14 protein-coding genes are annotated in these 17149 nt (G+C 71.1%); 11 read left to right on the forward strand and 3 right to left on the reverse strand.

Translation table 11 applies throughout. The features are described 5' to 3' along the window. Positions 1-152: 152 nt before the first annotated feature. Positions 153-1595, forward strand: coding sequence for an NtaA/DmoA family FMN-dependent monooxygenase (locus IFT79_RS12350; protein WP_342211842.1), 1443 nt, complete (start codon positions 153-155; stop codon positions 1593-1595). An 83-nt stretch (positions 1596-1678) separates the two neighbouring features. Here the strand turns inward: IFT79_RS12350 and IFT79_RS12355 are convergent, their stop codons facing one another. Continuing rightward, positions 1679-2158: a hypothetical protein gene (locus IFT79_RS12355; protein ID WP_192124459.1), complete on the reverse strand. Its 480-nt coding sequence runs from the start codon at positions 2156-2158 to the stop codon at positions 1679-1681. Between the two features lie 251 nt (positions 2159-2409). Here IFT79_RS12355 and IFT79_RS12360 point away from each other — a divergent pair, with 251 nt between their 5' ends. The 3 genes from IFT79_RS12360 (at position 2410) to IFT79_RS12370 (ending at position 5847) form a co-directional block, all read left to right on the forward strand. Continuing rightward, entirely contained in the window at positions 2410-3480 is a 1071-nt protein-coding gene (locus IFT79_RS12360; protein WP_192124461.1) for an LLM class flavin-dependent oxidoreductase, read from the forward strand. A 65-nt stretch (positions 3481-3545) separates the two neighbouring features. Continuing rightward, complete coding sequence (locus IFT79_RS12365; protein WP_192124463.1) at positions 3546-4802, forward strand: FAD-binding protein; 1257 nt, start codon at positions 3546-3548, stop codon at positions 4800-4802. Next, positions 4795-5847, forward strand: a complete 1053-nt coding sequence (locus tag IFT79_RS12370; protein WP_192124465.1) for an aldose 1-epimerase family protein — start codon at positions 4795-4797, stop codon at positions 5845-5847. Before IFT79_RS12365 ends, IFT79_RS12370 begins: the two co-directional genes overlap by 8 nt. A gap of 84 nt (positions 5848-5931) precedes the next feature. On the opposite strand, the gene IFT79_RS12375 is transcribed toward IFT79_RS12370, so the two are convergent. Further along, positions 5932-6234 (reverse strand): hypothetical protein, encoded by a 303-nt coding sequence (locus IFT79_RS12375; RefSeq protein WP_056046737.1) that lies wholly within the window; start codon positions 6232-6234, stop codon positions 5932-5934. Between the two features lie 468 nt (positions 6235-6702). On the opposite strand from IFT79_RS12375, the gene chvE reads away from it, so the two are divergent. From chvE to araA, 7 genes are all read left to right on the forward strand, one after another. Next, complete coding sequence (gene chvE / locus IFT79_RS12380; protein ID WP_056046734.1) at positions 6703-7857, forward strand: multiple monosaccharide ABC transporter substrate-binding protein; 1155 nt, start codon at positions 6703-6705, stop codon at positions 7855-7857. A 103-nt stretch (positions 7858-7960) separates the two neighbouring features. Next, a complete protein-coding gene (gene mmsA, locus IFT79_RS12385) occupies positions 7961-9511 on the forward strand; it encodes a multiple monosaccharide ABC transporter ATP-binding protein (RefSeq protein ID WP_192124468.1) in 1551 nt (516 codons plus the stop codon). Further along, positions 9498-10766 (forward strand): multiple monosaccharide ABC transporter permease, encoded by a 1269-nt coding sequence (gene mmsB / locus IFT79_RS12390; RefSeq protein WP_082460334.1) that lies wholly within the window; start codon positions 9498-9500, stop codon positions 10764-10766. The genes mmsA and mmsB overlap by 14 nt, the downstream gene beginning before the upstream one ends. A 158-nt stretch (positions 10767-10924) precedes the next feature. After that, complete coding sequence (locus IFT79_RS12395) at positions 10925-11914, forward strand: LacI family DNA-binding transcriptional regulator (RefSeq protein WP_056046729.1); 990 nt, start codon at positions 10925-10927, stop codon at positions 11912-11914. Positions 11915-12006: 92 nt separating this feature from the next. Beyond that, positions 12007-13824 (forward strand): ribulokinase, encoded by a 1818-nt coding sequence (araB, locus tag IFT79_RS12400; RefSeq protein ID WP_192124470.1) that lies wholly within the window; start codon positions 12007-12009, stop codon positions 13822-13824. Beyond that, positions 13821-14534 (forward strand): L-ribulose-5-phosphate 4-epimerase, encoded by a 714-nt coding sequence (locus tag IFT79_RS12405; protein ID WP_043595113.1) that lies wholly within the window; start codon positions 13821-13823, stop codon positions 14532-14534. The genes araB and IFT79_RS12405 overlap by 4 nt, the downstream gene beginning before the upstream one ends. Then, positions 14531-16060: an L-arabinose isomerase gene (araA, locus tag IFT79_RS12410; protein WP_123570588.1), complete on the forward strand. Its 1530-nt coding sequence runs from the start codon at positions 14531-14533 to the stop codon at positions 16058-16060. The genes IFT79_RS12405 and araA overlap by 4 nt, the downstream gene beginning before the upstream one ends. 158 nt (positions 16061-16218) lie before the next feature. Here the strand turns inward: araA and IFT79_RS12415 are convergent, their stop codons facing one another. After that, positions 16219-16827, reverse strand: coding sequence for a response regulator transcription factor (locus IFT79_RS12415; RefSeq protein WP_192124472.1), 609 nt, complete (start codon positions 16825-16827; stop codon positions 16219-16221). Between the last annotated feature and the right edge of the window lie 322 nt (positions 16828-17149).

Genomic DNA, 17149 nt, shown 5'->3' on the forward strand with positions numbered 1-17149 from the left:
CGCGCCGCACCGCGTTCCGTGCACCACACCTCGTCTCGTCGCGGTGTCGTGCACGGGACGCGGTTCGGTGTGGTGCCGCCCGGCTCTCCCCTCGGGCGACACGGCGTCACCACCCGGTGGACGAGGAGGCGCGGTGCGGCACAGTAGGACGCGTGAGCACCGCAGACACCCCCGCGCCCGAGCCGTCCGCCACCGTCCCCGCCGCCGCCGACGCCGGGAGCCCCGCCCCGAAGAAGAAGCTGATCCTCAACCTCTTCGAGATGAACTGCGTCGGGCACATCACGCACGGTCTCTGGCGACTGCCGCACAACCACCGCAGCGAGTACAAAGACCTGGCGTACTGGCTCGAGCTGGCCCGCCTGGCCGAGCGTGGCGGCTTCGACGCGATCTTCATCGCCGACGTGCTCGGTGCCTACGACGTGTTCGGTGACAGCCCGGCACCGGCCCTGCTCGAGGGCATCCAGGCGCCCAACAACGACCCGATGATGGTCGTGCCGGCCATGGCCGCGGTGACCGAGCACCTCGGCTTCGGCATCACCTTCTCGACGAGCTACGAGCCGCCCTTCGCGTTCGCGCGGCGGATGTCGACCCTCGACCACCTCACGAAGGGGCGCGTCGGCTGGAACGTCGTGACGTCGTACCTGCCGAACGCCGCCCGCAACTTCGGCCTCGACGCCGAGATCCCGAAGGCCGAGCGCTACGCCCGCGCCGCCGAGTACCTCGACGTGCTCTACAAGCTGTGGGAGGGCTCGTGGGAGGACGACGCCGTCGTCGCCGACCCCACCGCCGACGGGCTCGAGCCCGGCTCCGGCGTCTACACCGACCCCGCCAAGGTGCACGCGATCGACCACGTCGGCCAGCACTTCCGCGTCGCCGGCCCGCACCTCAGCGAGCCGTCGCCGCAGCGCACGCCCGTGCTCTTCCTCGCGACGGCGTCGCCGAAGGGCGTCGAGCAGGCGGCCCGCAACGCCGAGGTCGTCTTCACCGGCGGCCCCGCCGTCCGGGCGGTCGGCGCGGCCACGCGCGAGGCGGCGGTCGCGGCCGGACGTTCCGCCGACGACGTGTCGTTCATCGTGCAGGCCGGCGTCATCACGGGCGAGACCGACGAGGTCGTCGCCGAGAAGCTGGCGCTCTACCGCTCGTTCGCCAGCGAGCAGGGCAAGCTGATCCACCGCAGCATCCCCTTCGACGCCCCGGCGCACCCCCGCGACCGGACCGTGCGCGAGGCGCTCGAGGCCGAGGGTCGGCTCGACCACCCGGGAGCCGCCGCGCTGCCGCTCGACATCACGGTGGGGCAGCTGATCGACTCGGTCGACGAGGCCTGGGGCGGCACGTTCTTCGTCGCCGGCACCCCGACCGTCGTCGCGGACGCCGTCGAGCGCTGGCTCGACGACGAGGGCATCGACGGCATCAACCTGCGCCAGTACCACTCGTTCGACACGCTGACCGACTTCGTCGAGCTGGTCGTGCCCGAGCTGCGTCGTCGTGGTCGACTGCGCGAGGCGTACGTGCCCGGCGAGACGCTGCGCGAGCGGTTGACCGGCGGCGGACCCCGGCTCCCCGCGACGCACCCGGCGGCGGCGTACCGGCACTGAGCCCGGGAGGGGCGGCGCGCGTCGGCGCGTCGCTCACGTCCGTCCCGGCGACGTCCCGGTCAGGGGTGGACGTGTCGACGTGGTCAGTGGGCGGCGGGGCTGCGGTACCGAGCCGGGACCGGCGGGACGCGGAGCCACGTCGTCCGGCTGACACCGCGAGCGTCCGACCACTCGACGAAGACGGTGCCGAGGGCGACCAGAGCGTCGAGCTCGACGGGGGTCGCGATGCCGAGGGGGGCGCCGGGGCGCAGCTTGTCGCGACCCCGGACGGGGCCGCCGGGCAGGTCGACGAGCACGTCCCGCGCCGGTCGACCGACCGTGCGCAGCACGAGGCACGTGCCGAGGGGCAGGGTGGGGTCGCTGCCGTCGTTGGGCAGGTCGAGCCAGGACAGCACGAAGGTGGCGGGGCGACGCAGACGGGTGGCGCGTTCGCGACGGATGCGGGCCGGGCGCGCCGGCGTGGTCCGGACGGTGCCCACGGTCGCGGTGGGGTCGAGGACGAGCGCCGCGTCCGAGGGGTCGTTCGTGCCCGGGCGTCCGGTGTCGGGCTCTGCGGTGTCCATCGTGTTCTGTTCCCCTGGAGTCGTGGTGGCGTGCGTGGTCGAGTCGTCGTCGACGTGACCCTCGAACGGCTCCGTCCAGCGAACCGCACTCCGGGGTGGGGGACAACGGGGCACAGGCACCCAGTACGGGGGTGGGCCGGTCCCCAATGCGGGGGACGCGCCCCGGGGGACGCCGTCCGGGGATGTCGCACGGGGGGACGAGGGCCGGGGCCCGGCCCGGCGACCCCGGGTCGTCTGGCTAGGCTCGACGGGTGACCACCGCCTCCTCGTCGCCCGCTCCGTCCGCCGCCGCGAGGCCGTTTCGTCGCCTCGGCTTCCTCACCATCGGCGCCTTCGAGGGCGACGACCCGACCGTCGGACTCGAGCAAGGGCTCGAGTTGTTCGAGCGGGCCGAGGCGCTGGGGCTCGACGGCGGCTGGACCCGCACGCGGCACCTGCAGTTCGGCATCTCGTCGCCCGTCGCGTTCCTCTCGGCGGCGGCGCAGCGCACCTCGCGCCTGACCCTCGGCACGGCCGTGATGCCGCTCGGCTGGGAGAACCCGTTCCGTCTCGCCGAGGACTGGGGCACGGTCGACGTGCTCTCGCGCGGCCGGCTGCAGCTCGGCGTCAGCGTCGGCGAGCCCCGCGCCTACGACGAGGTCGGGCCGCACCTCTACGGGGACGCCGCCGACCACCAGGACTTCTCGTACGGCCGGGTCGAGAAGTTCCTCTCGCTCGTCCGGGGCGAGCAGGTCAGCGCGTTCGAGGGCACCGAGGGCATCGAGGTCTTCACCGGGCGGGTGCAGCCGCAGAGCCCCGGCCTCGCCGACCGTGTCTGGTACGGCGCGGGCAGCCCCCGGTCGGCCGAGTGGGCGGGTCGCCAGGGCCTCGGCATGTTGATCAGCAACGTCAGCTTCGCGGGCGCGCCCGGGCCGATCGAGCCGACCCGCTTCGCGGCGTCGCAACTCGAGCAGATCCGCGCGTTCCGCGCGGTCCACCCCTCGGGTCAGGAGGCGCGGGTCGCCAAGGGCGCGGTCGTCCTGCCCACCGACACGGCCACCGCCGAGCAGCGTGCGGCGTACGAGGCCTACGCGTCCTCCCGTCGCGACCGCACCACCGTGGCCCACGGACCCCGCGGCATGATGTTCGACCGCGACCTCGTCGGCCCGTCCGAGTGGATCGCCGAGCAGCTGCACGAGAACGCCGCGATGCGCGAGGTCGACGACCTGATCGTCGAGCTGCCGTTCGACTTCGGACTCGCCGAGTACACGCAGGTGCTGACCGACGCCGCCGAGCGCCTCGGCCCGCTGCTCGGCTGGCAGGCCGCCGCCCGAGGCGAGTGAGCGCTCACTCCCGGCGGTGGGGCTCGCCTAGACTCGACGCAGCACCCCGAGCCGAAGGAGTCTCCATGCAGAACTGGGCCGCCAACGTCGAGTACTCGACGACCGACCTGCGTCGCCCCACGAGCATCGACGAGCTGCGTGACGTCGTCACCGGCAGCCGTCGGGTCAAGGCCCTGGGCTCGCGCCACTCGTTCAACCGGGTCGCCGACACCGACGGCGTCCTCGTCTCGCTCGACGCGCTCGACACCCCGGTCGAGGTCGACTCGGCCGCCGGCACGGTCCGCGTCGGTGCGGGCACGACGCACGCCGCCCTCGCGGGCGAGCTGCAGCGTCGCGGCCTCGCCCTGCACAACCTCGCCTCGCTGCCCCACATCTCGGTCGCCGGAGCGGTCCAGACCGGCACGCACGGTTCCGGCGTGCGCAATCCCGCCCTCTCGGCCGGCGTCCGCGCCGTCGAGCTCGTCCGCGCGGACGGCAGCCTCGAGACCGTCCGCCGCGGTGACGACGCGTTCGGCGCCTCCGTCGTCTCGCTGGGCGCCGTCGGCGTCGTCACGAGCCTCGAACTCGACACCGTGCCGACCTTCGACGTCGAGCAGACCATCCACGAGGACCTCCCGTGGGCGGCCGCCCTCGAGCACCTCGACGCCGTGCTCGCCGGCGCGTACAGCCTGAGCTTCTTCACGCGGTACGACGGCGCGGGGGTCGACCAGGTCTGGTCGAAGCACCGGGTCGGCGACGCGGTCGGTCTCGACCTCCGCGACCTCGGCGCCGTGCGGGCCGACGCGACCACGCACATGATCCCCGGGGCCGAGACCGCGGCCGTCACGCAGCAGGGCGGCGTGGCCGGCCCGTGGCTCGAACGCCTGCCGCACTTCCGCTTCGACTTCACGCCGAGCGCCGGCGAAGAGATCCAGAGCGAGTTCCTGATCCCCGCCGAGCACGCCGCGGCCGCGATCGAGGGGCTCCGTGGCATCGCGCACACCTTCGCCGACGTGCTCATGGTCAGCGAGATCCGCACGATCGCCCCGGACGACGCCTGGATCAGCCCGAGTGGCGGACGTCAGAGCGTGGCCTTCCACTTCACCTGGCACCGCCGCCCGGACGAGGTGCTCGCCGTCCTGCCCGAGATCGAGCGGGTGCTCGGCGCGTTCGACGCCCGCCCGCACTGGGGCAAGGTCTCGACCGCCACGCACGCCGAGCTTCGCCGGGTGTTCCCGCGTCTCGGCGATTTCGCCGCCCACGTCGCGGCGGTCGACCCCGAGGGCCGCTTCCGCAACCCGTTCCTGTCCGCGTCCGTCCTCGGAGAGCCCGCGCATGTCTGAGCCCACCCCCGTCGCCCCCGTGCCGCCGCACGGCACCGTGCCCCCCGTCGTCGAGCCCGCACCGGGGGCGCCGCCGACCGCTCGCCTCGTCACGTCGCCGGTGCCGGTCTCCGGCGCGCAGGTCGTGCTCGAGCGGGACGGCTACCGGGCCGAGATCGCCGGGGTCGGGGCCACGCTGCGCACGCTCACCTTCGAGGGCCGCGACCTGGTCGTGCCGTTCGCCGCCGACGAGGTGCGGCCGGGCTTCCGCGGGGCCTTGCTCGCCCCGTGGCCCAACCGCGTGACCGACGGACGCTACGAGCGCGACGGGGTCGAACACCAGCTGCCCCTGAACGAGGTCGAGCGCGGCCACGCCCTGCACGGCCTGGCCCACTGGGCCGACTGGACCATCGACCAGGCCCAGGCCGCGCGGGCCTCGGCCTCGTTCGTGCTCGTGCCGAGCGACGGCTACCCGTGGCGGCTGGCGCTGTCGGTCGTCTACGAGCTGACCGACGACGGGCTCACCACGACGGTCACGGCCCGCAACGCGGGCACGGGCGTCGCCCCCTACGGCACCGCGCCGCACCCCTACCTCGTCGCCGGCGAGGGTCGCGTCGACGACTGGTCGTTCACGCTGCCCGCCGCGAGCTACCTCGAGGTGACCGACGACCGCCTGGTCCCCGTCGGCACACGGCCCGTCGGTGACCATGACGGCTTCGACTTCCGCGACGGGCACCCGGTCGGAGACCTGTTCGTCGACCACGCCTTCACCGACCTCGCGTTCGGCACCCCTGACGGCGACGCCGGTGGGGGCCCCGCTCAGGAGGCGCGGGTCACCGCCACGGTGACCGCGCGCGACGGCCACGGCGTCACCATGTCGTGGGGGACCGAGCTGCCCTGGGTGCAGGTGCACACCGCCGACCGCCCCGAGCCCGAGAACGACCGCGTCGGGTTGGCCGTCGAGCCCATGACCTGCCCGCCGGACGCCTTCAACTCGGGTGACGACCTCGTGCTGCTCGCCCCGGGCGAGGCCCACACGGCGAGCTGGACCATCACCGCGTTCTAGCGCGGCGCGACACCTCCGAACCAGCACGACACCCCACGAACCCGGGGTGTCGCGCTGGTTCGGGGGAGTCGCGCCGGGCCGCCCTCAGACGGCGACGGGTTCGGTCTGCCAGGTCATGGCCGACACCGTGCCGGGCAGGCAGCGTTCGAGGGCGGCCTCGAGCGCCCGGCGCGTGCGGCGTGCCGTCAGCTCGTCCCGGACGACGACGTCGAACCGCAGGGCCTCGGGCAGCTCGGTGAGCAGCACGGTCCCGGCGTCGGCGAGCTGCACGAGGTACTGGCCCACCTCGACCTTCGCGGCCCGGTGCTCGGCGAGCAGGCGGCGCGACAACCAGAACAGGCCGGCGGCGTCGTGCGCCGTGTGGACGGTCGCGGTCGCGGTGATCATGGGCACACTGTGACGTGACGACCGCTCACGCGCGTGAACGGCGTGTGGCGAACGTGTAAATCCTGTCGCGACACGCCGGGCACCGACCGACTTGACAAGCACCTGGACCTCGTTCAGTATTGCCCAGCACCACCGATGTGAGCGCTCACATTCTCAGGTCAGCGCTCGACCGTCCCCGCGACGGGCCATCCTGCTCCACTCCGCGACACCCCAGCCACACGTTTCCTGACGAAGAGGTCAACCGTGAACAGCTCCTCCCTCCGCCGCCCGGCCGCCCACCGGGCCGTCCGCACGTCGCCCGCCCCGCGCCTCCTCGCGGTCGCCCCGGCCTGACGTCCCCTCAGCCCCGACGGGCAGGCCTCGCGCACCCGTCGGCCCGGCGCGTCCCCGGCCACCCGAGCCGTCGAGCGCCCGCACCACAGAGATCCCCTCACAGCACCATCACCCGTCATCGACGACGCCGTCGAGATGACACCTGACACGAATGGAACAACCGTGAAGAAAAAGCTCCTCGTCGGCATCGTCGCCGTCGGCATGGCATTCTCCCTGGCCGCCTGCTCCGGCGGCGGCGGCGGACGCGGCGGTGACGCCGGCGGCAGCAGCAGCGGCGACAACGCCGGTGCGCTGGTCGGCGTCGCGATGCCCACCAAGGTGTCCGAGCGCTGGATCAAGGACGGCGACGCCGTCAAGAGCGCCCTCGAGGACAAGGGCTACAAGGTCGACCTCGAGTACGCCGACAACAAGATCCCCCAGCAGGTCCAGCAGATCAGCAACATGATCACCAAGGGCGCGAAGGTCCTCATCGTCGCCTCGATCGACGGTGGCTCGCTCAGCGACCAGCTCGACTCGGCCGCAAAGGCCGGCATCAAGGTCATCTCGTACGACCGCCTGCTGACGGGCAACGAGAACGTCGACTACTACGTCTCGTTCGACAACTACAAGGTCGGCGTCGACCAGGGCACCAGCCTCCTGACCGGTCTCGGCCTCGCCGACGCCGACGGCAAGAAGGTCGACGGCGCCTCGCCCAAGACCATCGAGGTCTTCGCCGGCAGCTCGGACGACAACAACGCCACCTTCTTCTTCAACGGCGCGATGGACACCCTCAAGCCCTACATCGAAGACGGTTCGCTGACCATCGGCTCCGGTCAGGACCAGTTCACGCAGGCCGCCACCGCGGCATGGGACCCGGCCACCGCCAAGGCCCGCATGCAGAACCTGATCGCGTCGACCTACTCGGGCGGCACCAAGCTCGACGGCGTGCTCTCGCCCTACGACGGCATCTCGATCGGCATCATCTCGGCGCTCGAGGGTGCCGGCTACACCAGCGACGCCCTCCCGGTCATCACCGGCCAGGACGCCGAGGCCGCCTCGGTCAAGTCGATCATCGAGGGTCAGCAGTACTCGACCATCTACAAGGACACGCGTCAGCTCGCCGACCAGTCCGTGGTGATGGCCGACGACCTGCTCACCGGCAAGACGCCCGAGACGAACGACGACAAGACGTACGACAACGGCGTGAAGGTCGTCCCGACGTACCTCTTCCAGCCGACCATCGTCACGAAGGACAACTACAAAGAGGTCCTGATCGACAGCGGCTACTACACCGAGGCCGACCTCAAGTAGGTCCCTCCCCTGCGAGAACCGAGGAGGCGCCGGTCGCCGACCAGCGCCTCCTCGCTTCTCTGCTCCCCAGCGGCACCCACCCGACACACGGAAGAAGGAACACGTGGCGAACACGATCCTCGAGATGCGGGAGATCACCAAGACGTTCCCCGGCGTCAAGGCCCTGCAGGACGTCACGCTCGAGGTCGAGCGCGGCCAGGTCCACGCGATCTGCGGCGAGAACGGCGCCGGCAAGTCGACGCTCATGAAGGTGCTCTCGGGCGTCTACCCCAGTGGCTCGTTCGACGGCCAGATCCTGCTCGACGGCCAGCCCGTCGACTTCAAGAACATCAACGACTCCGAGGCCGCGGGCGTCGTCATCATCCACCAAGAGCTGGCGCTCAGCCCGTTCCTCTCGATCGCCGAGAACATCTTCCTCGGCAACGAGCAGGCCAAGAACGGCTTCATCGACTGGAACAAGACCAACCTCGACGCCGCCGGCCTGCTGGCCCGCGTCGGCCTGCGCGACAACCCGGTCACCAAGGTGGTCGACATCGGAGTCGGCAAGCAGCAGCTGGTCGAGATCGCCAAGGCGCTCTCGAAGCGCGTGAAGATCCTCATCCTCGACGAGCCCACCGCCGCCCTGAACGACGACGACTCGGCCCACCTGCTCGACCTGATCAAGAGCCTGCAGGGGCAGGGCATCACGTCGATCATCATCAGCCACAAGCTCAACGAGATCAAGGCGATCGCCGACAAGGTGACGATCATCCGCGACGGCAAGACGATCGAGACCCTCGACATGCACGCCGACGAGGTGTCCGAGGACCGCATCATCAAGGGCATGGTCGGCCGTGACCTCGAGAGCCGCTACCCGGCCCACGAGTCGAAGGTCGGCGACGAGCTGCTGCGCATCGAGGACTGGACCGTCCACCACCCCCTCGACTCGACGCGCGAGATCATCCACCAGGCCAACCTGGCCGTGAAGGCCGGCGAGATCGTCGGCATCGCCGGGCTGATGGGTGCCGGACGCACCGAACTCGCGATGAGCGTCTTCGGCAAGAGCTACGGCACCGGCATCTCGGGCACCGTCTACAAGCGCGGCGAGAAGATCGACACGTCGACGGTCAGCAAGGCCATCGCCGCGGGTCTCGCCTACGCCACCGAGGACCGCAAGAAGTACGGCCTCAACCTGATCGACGACATCACGCGCAACGTGTCCGGTTCGGCCCTCGGCAAGCTCGCCAACTGGGGCTTCGTCAACCGGTCCGAAGAGAGCACCGTCGCCGAGCGCTTCCGCAAGAGCATGAACATCAAGGCGCCCACCGTGGCGTCGGTGACGGGAAAGCTCTCGGGGGGCAACCAGCAGAAGGTCGTGCTGTCGAAGTGGATGTACGCCGACCCGGACGTGCTCATCCTCGACGAGCCCACCCGTGGCATCGACGTCGGCGCGAAGTACGAGATCTACACGATCATCAACCAGCTCGCCGACGCGGGCAAGGGCGTCATCGTCATCTCGTCCGAACTGCCCGAGCTGCTCGGCATCTGCGACCGCATCTACACCCTCTCGGAGGGGCGCATCACGGCCGACGTGCCGATCGCCGAGGCGACCCCCGAATTCCTCCTGAAGTACATGACCCTCGAACGAGAGAGCCCCGTCAATGAGCGCGCCTAGCCCCACCCAGGCCACCGACCCGAAGCCCACGGGCGGGTCGCCCACCTCCCGTCAGCCGCAGTCCGGTTCGGGCGGCAACCCGATCACGGGTGCCGTCTCGTACCTCGGCGGGCAGCTGCGCCAGATCGGCCTGTTCATCGCGCTGATCGTCATCGTGCTGTTCTTCCAGGTCACCACGAACGGCATCACGCTGGCACCGATCAACGTGTCGAACCTGGTGGTCCAGAACAGCTACATCCTGATCCTGGCCATCGGCATGGTGATGGTCATCATCGCCGGCCACATCGACCTCTCGGTCGGCTCCATCGTCGCCTTCACCGGCGCCATGGCCGGCGTCATGATCACCCAGTGGGGCCTGCCCTGGCCGCTCGCCGTCGTGCTCTGCCTCGTGCTCGGCGCCCTGGTCGGGGCCTGGCAGGGCTTCTGGATCGCCTACTTCGGCATCCCGGCGTTCATCGTCACCCTGGCCGGCATGCTCGCGTTCCGCGGTGCCGCCCAGATCGCCCTCCAAAGCCAGCAGATCTCGCCCTTCCCCCAGGGGTTCCGCGACATCGGGTCGGGCTTCCTGCCCGCCTTCGGCACGACCGGGTACGAGCCGCTGACGCTCGTCCTCGGCGCCGTCGCCTCGTTGGCCCTCATCGGCACCGGCCTCCGCGGCCGTGCCACGCGTCGCAAGTACCAGCTCGAGGACGAGCCCTTCCTGTGGTTCATCACCAAGATGGTCTTCACGGTCGCCCTGGTCATGTACGTCGGGTTCCTGCTCGCCAGCTACTCGGGCACCCCGATCGTCCTGGTCGTGCTCGCGGTGCTCGTCGTCGCGTACTCGATGATCATGAAGAACTCGGTGTTCGGCCGTCACGTCTACGCCATCGGTGGCAACCTGCACGCCGCCGAGCTGTCCGGCGTCAAGACGAAGCGCGTCACGTTCCTGCTCTTCGTCAACATGGGCGTCATCGCCGCCCTGGCCGGCGTCGTCTTCACCGGCCAGCTGAACCTCGCCAGCCCCAGCGCCGGCAACGGGTTCGAGCTCGACGCCATCGCGGCCGTGTTCATCGGTGGCGCCGCCGTCACCGGCGGCATCGGCACGGTCACCGGCGCCATCGTCGGTGGTCTCATCATCGGCATCCTGAACAACGGCATGTCGATCCTCGGCGTCGGCACCGAGTACCAGTCCCTGATCAAGGGCCTCGTGCTGCTCGCCGCGGTCGCGTTCGACGTCTTCAACAAGCGTCGCGCCGCCTCGTCCGGCAAGTAACGAGCGGCCACCATCCGCGAGAGGCGCGGTTCCCGGTCACGGGAGCCGCGCCTCCTCGTCTCCCCGCCCCCGGCGGGCACCGACCAGACCGCAGGAGGCGCGGGCCGGCCGCACACGACGCCACCGTCCCGAAAACCGAACCGAACTAGGATCACCTCGTGGCAACCCTCTTCGACGTCGCGGCCGCAGCCGGCGTCTCGCACCAGACCGTCTCGCGGGTCGTCAACGGCGACCCGACGGTCCGTCCCGCCACCAAGGCCAAGGTCGACGTCGCCATCGACGAGCTCCACTACCGGCCGAGCCTCACCGCCCGGGCGCTGGCCAGCCGCAAGACGAGGTCGCTCGGCGTGATCAGCACGGGGTTCCCGTTCTACGGGCCGTCGAGCACGATGCACGGCTTCAACGGTGCCGCCCGACGAGCCGGGTACCAGGTGTCGATGGCCACCCTCGACGTCGACGACCGGCAGGGCATGCGGCAGGCCCTCGACTCCTTGGTGGGCCAGAACGTGGCGGCCATCGTGCTCATCGCGCCCGACGCCGAGGCCCTCGAGGTGCTGCGGCGTTCCGGGGTGTCGGTGCCGCTGGTCACCGCCGACAGCGAGGCCGAGGACGGCCACCACACGGTCTCGTTCGACCAGGCCGCCGGGGCCGAGGCGGCCGTCGAGCACCTCGTCTCGCTCGGTCACCGCCGCATCGCCCACGTCGCGGGGCCCGACGGGTGGATGGACGGCCGCGACCGCGAGCGGGGCTGGCGCGAGGCCTGTGAACGGCTCGGCGTCGACTCGACGGTGCTGCTGCGCGGCGACTGGACCCCGGGCTCCGGTCATCGCATCGGCCGAGAGCTGGCCGGGCGCGACGACGTCACGGCCGTGTTCTGCGGCAACGACCAGATGGCGCTCGGCGTCGTGCACGCGTACGTCGACGCCGGTCGGGTCGTGCCGCGCGACGTGAGCATCGTCGGCTTCGACGACATCCCCGAGGCCGAACACTTCGTCCCGCCGCTGACCACCGTCCGGCAGGACTTCGAGGCGCTCGGGCGCCGACTCATGACGACCGTCGAGGCCGTGCTCGCCGGCGACGAGGCGCCCGTGGCGGCACTCGACCCCGAGCTCGTCGTCCGCCGCTCGACGGCGGCCCCGGCCCGCTGACCGACCCCGACCCGCCCGTGCGAGATTGCACGGTCCCACTCGCTCATGTGAGAATGTGAGCGCTCACTTTCGCATCAGGACAAGGACGTTCCATGGCTGAGACCGCCATCCCCTCCGACCCGTCGCCCGCGGCCCCCGACCCCGCCGGCGCCTCGGCCGAGACGTACGTCGTCGGCGTCGACTACGGCACGCTCAGCGGCCGCGCGGTCGTCGTGCGCGTGCGCGACGGCGCCGAACTGGCCAGCGCCACGTTCGAGTACCCGCACGCGGTCGTCGACCGCACGCTGCCCGGAACGGGCGAGCGCCTCCCCGCCGACTGGGCCCTGCAGGTGCCGTCCGACTACGTCGACGTGCTGAAGAACGCCGTTCCCGAGGCCCTCCGCGCGTCGGGCGTCGACCCCGCCGCGGTCGTCGGCATCGGCACCGACTTCACGGCCTGCACCATGGTGCCGACCACCGCCGACGGCACCCCGCTCAACGAGCTCGACCGCTTCGCCGACCGCCCGCACGCGTTCGTCAAGCTGTGGCGTCACCACGCCGCGCAAGGCCAGGCCGACCGCATCAACGAGCTGGCCGCGTCGCGGGGCGAGTCGTGGCTGCCCCGGTACGGCGGGCTCATCTCGAGCGAGTGGGAGTTCGCCAAGGGGCTGCAGCTGCTCGAAGAGGACCCCGAGGTCTACGCCTCGACCGAGCACTGGGTCGAGGCCGCCGACTGGATCGTCTGGCAGCTCAGCGGCCGCTACGTGCGCAACGCCTGCACCGCCGGGTACAAGGGCATCTACCAGGACGGCGAGTACCCCAGCCGCGAGTTCCTCGCCGCCCTCAACCCCGACTTCGCCGACTTCGCCGAGACCAAGGTCGTGCACGAGATCGGCGCCCTGGGCGACGTCGCGGGCACGCTGACGGCCGAGGCCGCCGGCTGGACCGGACTGCCCGAGGGCATCGCCGTGGCCGTCGGCAACGTCGACGCGCACGTCACGGCCCCGGCCGCCAAGGCCACGCAGCCCGGCCAGATGGTCGCCATCATGGGCACGAGCACCTGCCACGTCATGAACGGCGACAAGCTCGCCGAGGTGCCCGGCATGTGCGGCGTCGTCGACGGGGGCATCGTCGACGGCCTCTACGGCTACGAGGCCGGTCAGTCCGGCGTCGGCGACATCTTCGCCTGGTACGTGAAGAACCAGGTGCCGCAGTCGTCGGTCGACGACGCCGCGGCGGCCGGCAAGAGCGTGCACCAGCACCTCACCGACCTCGCCTACGAGCAGCCCGTCGGGGCCCACGGCCTCGTGGCCCTCGACTGGCACAGCGGCAACCGTTCGGTGCTCGTCGACCACGAGCTGAGCGGCGTCATCGTCGGCCAGACGCTCAGCACGACGCCCGAAGAGGGCTACCGGGCCTTGCTCGAGGCCACGGCGTTCGGCACGCGCCGCATCGTCCAGGCCTTCGAGGAGTCGGGCGTGCCCGTCACCGAGTTCATCGCCGCGGGCGGCCTGCTCAAGAACGCCCACCTCATGCAGACCTACAGCGACGTGCTGCGCTTGCCGATCTCGACCATCACGAGCGAGCAGGGCCCGGCCCTCGGGTCGGCCATCCACGCCGCCGTCGCCGCGGGCGCCTACCCCGACATCCGCTCGGCGGCCGAGGCCATGGGCAGCGTCGACCGGGCGACCTACGTCCCCGACGAGGCCGCCGCCGACGCCTACGACGCGTTGTACGCCGAGTACCTCCTGCTGCACGACTGGTTCGGTCGGGGCGGCAACGACGTGATGCACCGCCTGCGGGCGATGCGTCGCGAGGCGACCCGCGCCTCCTCGGCTCCCTCGGCGACGACCGAGGGCGGTGGAGGCACGGATGCCGTCGAGCAGGACGCCACGGCCTCCGCCACGAGCGACGCGCAGGTGACCGCATGACCGGCTGGATCGACCGCTCGACGCAGGCGGCCATCGACGCCACACGAGAAGACGTCGCCACCCTGCACGCCGAGCTCGTGCGCTACGGGCTCGTCGTCTGGACGGGCGGCAACGTGTCGGGTCGCGTGCCCGGCACCGACCTCTTCGTGATCAAGCCCAGCGGGGTGCTCTACGACGACCTCACGGCCGAGAACCAGATTCTCTGCCGCCTCGACGGCACCGTGGTCGAGGGGACGCCGGGCAGCGATCGCAGTCCGTCCAGCGACACCGCCGCCCACGCCTACGTCTACCGCACCATGCCGCACGTCGGGGGAGTCGTGCACACGCACTCGACCTACGCCACGGCCTGGGCCGCGCGCGGCGAGGCGATCCCGTGCGTGATCACGGCGATGGCCGACGAGTTCGGCGGCGAGATCCCCGTGGGGCCGTTCGCGATCATCGGCGACGACTCGATCGGCCGCGGCATCGTCGCGACGCTCGAGGGGCACCGCAGCCGGGCCGTGCTGATGCAGAACCACGGCGTCTTCACGATCGGCAAGGACGCCCGCGACGCGGTCAAGGCCGCCGTCATGACCGAGGACGTGGCCCGCACCGTCCACATCACCCGCCAGCTCGGCGAACCCATCCCCATCCCGGCAGAGAGCATCGACGCCCTCTTCGACCGGTACCAGAACGTCTACGGACAAGCACCCGCAGGAGAACTGAAGTGACGAACGACACCCTCGACCCCACCGCCTTCCTCGCCTCGCGCGAGGTCTGGTTCCTCACCGGCAGCCAGGGCCTCTACGGCGAAGAGACGCTCCAGCAGGTCGCCGACCAGTCGCGTGCCATCGCCGACGAACTCGCCGCCGCCTCCGACGTGCCCGTGCGCCTCGTCTGGAAGCCCGTCCTGACCGACGCCGACGCGATCCGTCGCACGATGCTCGAGGCGAACCTCGACGACTCGGTCATCGGCGTCACGGCCTGGATGCACACCTTCAGCCCGGCCAAGATGTGGATCGGCGGCCTCGACGCCCTGCGCAAGCCGCTGCTGCACCTGCACACGCAGGCCAACGTTGCGCTGCCCTGGGCCGACATCGACTTCGACTTCATGAACCTCAACCAGGCCGCCCACGGCGACCGCGAGTTCGGCTACATGCAGACCCGTCTCGGGGTGCCCCGCAAGACCGTCGTCGGCCACGTCAGCGATCCGCGCGTGCAGCAGCAGGTCGGCACCTGGATGCGCGCCGCCGCGGGCGCCTCGGCCATGCGCTCGCTCAAGCTGGCACGCTTCGGCGACAACATGCGCTTCGTCGGCGTGACCGAGGGCGACAAGACCGAGGCCGAGCTGGCCTTCGGCGTCCAGGTCAACACCTGGGGCGTCAACGAACTGGCCGAGGCCGTCGCCGCGGCGTCCGAGACGGCGATCGACGAGCTCGTCGCGGTCTACGAGGCCGAGTACGACGTGGTCCCCGCGCTGCGGGCGGGCGGCGAGCGTCACCAGTCGCTGCGGGACGGTGCGGCGATCGAGATCGGTCTGCGCTCGTTCCTCGAAGAGGGCGGGTTCAGTGCCTTCACGACGAACTTCGAAGACCTGGGTGCACTCAAGCAGCTGCCCGGCCTCGCGGTCCAGCGCCTGATGGCCGAGGGCTACGGCTTCGGTGCCGAGGGCGACTGGAAGACCTCGGTGCTGGTGCGTGCGGCCAACGTGATGGGCGCCGGGCTGCCGGGTGGCGCCTCCTTGATGGAGGACTACACGTACCACCTGGTGCCCGGCGAGGAGAAGATCCTCGGGGCGCACATGCTCGAGGTCAGCCCGGCGCTGACGTCGGGGCGCGCCTCCCTCGAGGTGCACGCGCTCGGCATCGGCGGCAAGGACGACCCGGTGCGCCTGGTCTTCTCCGCCGACCCCGGCCCGGCCGTCGTCGTCGCGATGAGCGACGTGCGCGACCGCTTCCGCCTGACGGTCAACGTGGTCGACGTGGTCGACCCCGACGAGGACCTGCCGAACCTCCCGGTGGGGCGCGCGGTGTGGAAGCCCCGTCCGTCGTTCGCCGTGTCGGCCGAGGCGTGGCTGACGGCCGGCGCCGCCCACCACACGGTCATGTCGACCGCGGTCGGGCTCGAGGCCTTCGAGGACCTCGCCCGCATCGTCGAGACCGAGCTGCTCGTGATCGACGAGGACACCCGCATCCGCGACTTCCGTCACGAGGTCGCCTGGAACGCCGCGTACCACCGCCTCGCCCGCGGCCTGTAGGCCTCGCGGCCGGCTCGCGCGGTTCGCGCGGCTCGCGCGGCTCGCGCATCGAGTGGTCCCGGATCGTCCTTCGCCCCACGGCGAACGACGGTGCGGGACCATTCGTCGTCGCGATGGCCGGGCCTGCTCGACCGCGTCTGCCCCGAGGAGGCGCGGGTCTAGATCCAACCGAGATCTCGCGCGTCCGAGGCGGCCCGTCCGCGGTCGGGCGCCCCGACCTTGCGGACGGCGGACGAGATCAGGTTGCGCACCGTGCCCTCGGCGAGGTGCAGCTCGGCGGCGCACCGTCTGGTCGAGAGCGACCGGTCGACGAGGCGCAGGACGTCACGCTCGCGTGCCGTGAGCGGGCACGCCTCGGCGCGGAGGACCGTGGCCGCCAACCTCGGGTCGACGTGGTCTTCTCCGGCAGCCGTTCGCCGGACGACGGCGAGGAGTTCGTCGATGCTCGCCCGCTTCGAGACGACCGCGTCGATGCCCGACTGGACGATCTGACGGACGAGCACGGCGGGTAAGCGGCGACCCAGGACGACGACGGCGTCGTGCCCCTCGCGCAGTCGCCGGGCGGCGTCCACGACGTCGGGGTGGTCGTCGGCGTCGATGACCAGCACGCTCCGCGGGGGTGGCCCTGGTTCGGAGCAGGGCTTCGCGGAATCGTGGATCGCGACAGCTTTCAGCCCCGGCGTCACACGGATGCACGCCTCGATCGCCGACCGCGTCAGCACCTCGTCGGCGACCACGCACACGTCGATCGGCCCGTCGGTCGACATGGCATCCCCCTACTCGTCATCGACTTCGTGACCAGTATGTCTCATGACGTCGACATGACGGATGCGTGGTGACTTCGTGACGGCCGTGACTTTCGAGTCGAGCTGCCGATGCCGAGACTCGGAGGTGTCTCGTCGACTCGACGTGGGAGGAGGGAACGCATGAAGAAAATCGAGAGCACGACGCTCAAGCCGGGTAGCGCAGCACGCTGCAACGGCGGATGCCTCTGCACCTGACATCCGGGGCGGGCCGCCCATCGGGCGGTCCGCCTTCCCCGTCAGTCCGGTGACCGCATCTCCCGAAAGTCGACATGTCCCTTCCCAT

This window comes from Frigoribacterium sp. CFBP 8759, from assembly GCF_014841655.1.
In the GTDB taxonomy this organism is placed as follows: domain Bacteria; phylum Actinomycetota; class Actinomycetes; order Actinomycetales; family Microbacteriaceae; genus Frigoribacterium.

Bases quoted from the DNA above. Each gene is read 5' to 3' on its own strand.
- mmsB (WP_082460334.1), top strand. From the start codon at position 9,498: ATGAGCGCGCCTAGCCCCACCCAGGCCACCGACCCGAAGCCCACGGGC.
- araB (WP_192124470.1), top strand. From the start codon at position 12,007: ATGGCTGAGACCGCCATCCCCTCCGACCCGTCGCCCGCGGCCCCCGAC.
- IFT79_RS12365 (WP_192124463.1), top strand. From the start codon at position 3,546: ATGCAGAACTGGGCCGCCAACGTCGAGTACTCGACGACCGACCTGCGT.
- IFT79_RS12355 (WP_192124459.1), bottom strand. From the start codon at position 2,158: ATGGACACCGCAGAGCCCGACACCGGACGCCCGGGCACGAACGACCCC.
- IFT79_RS12375 (WP_056046737.1), bottom strand. From the start codon at position 6,234: ATGATCACCGCGACCGCGACCGTCCACACGGCGCACGACGCCGCCGGC.
- IFT79_RS12405 (WP_043595113.1), top strand. From the start codon at position 13,821: ATGACCGGCTGGATCGACCGCTCGACGCAGGCGGCCATCGACGCCACA.
- chvE (WP_056046734.1), top strand. From the start codon at position 6,703: ATGACACCTGACACGAATGGAACAACCGTGAAGAAAAAGCTCCTCGTC.
- IFT79_RS12370 (WP_192124465.1), top strand. From the start codon at position 4,795: ATGTCTGAGCCCACCCCCGTCGCCCCCGTGCCGCCGCACGGCACCGTG.
- IFT79_RS12415 (WP_192124472.1), bottom strand. From the start codon at position 16,827: ATGTCGACCGACGGGCCGATCGACGTGTGCGTGGTCGCCGACGAGGTG.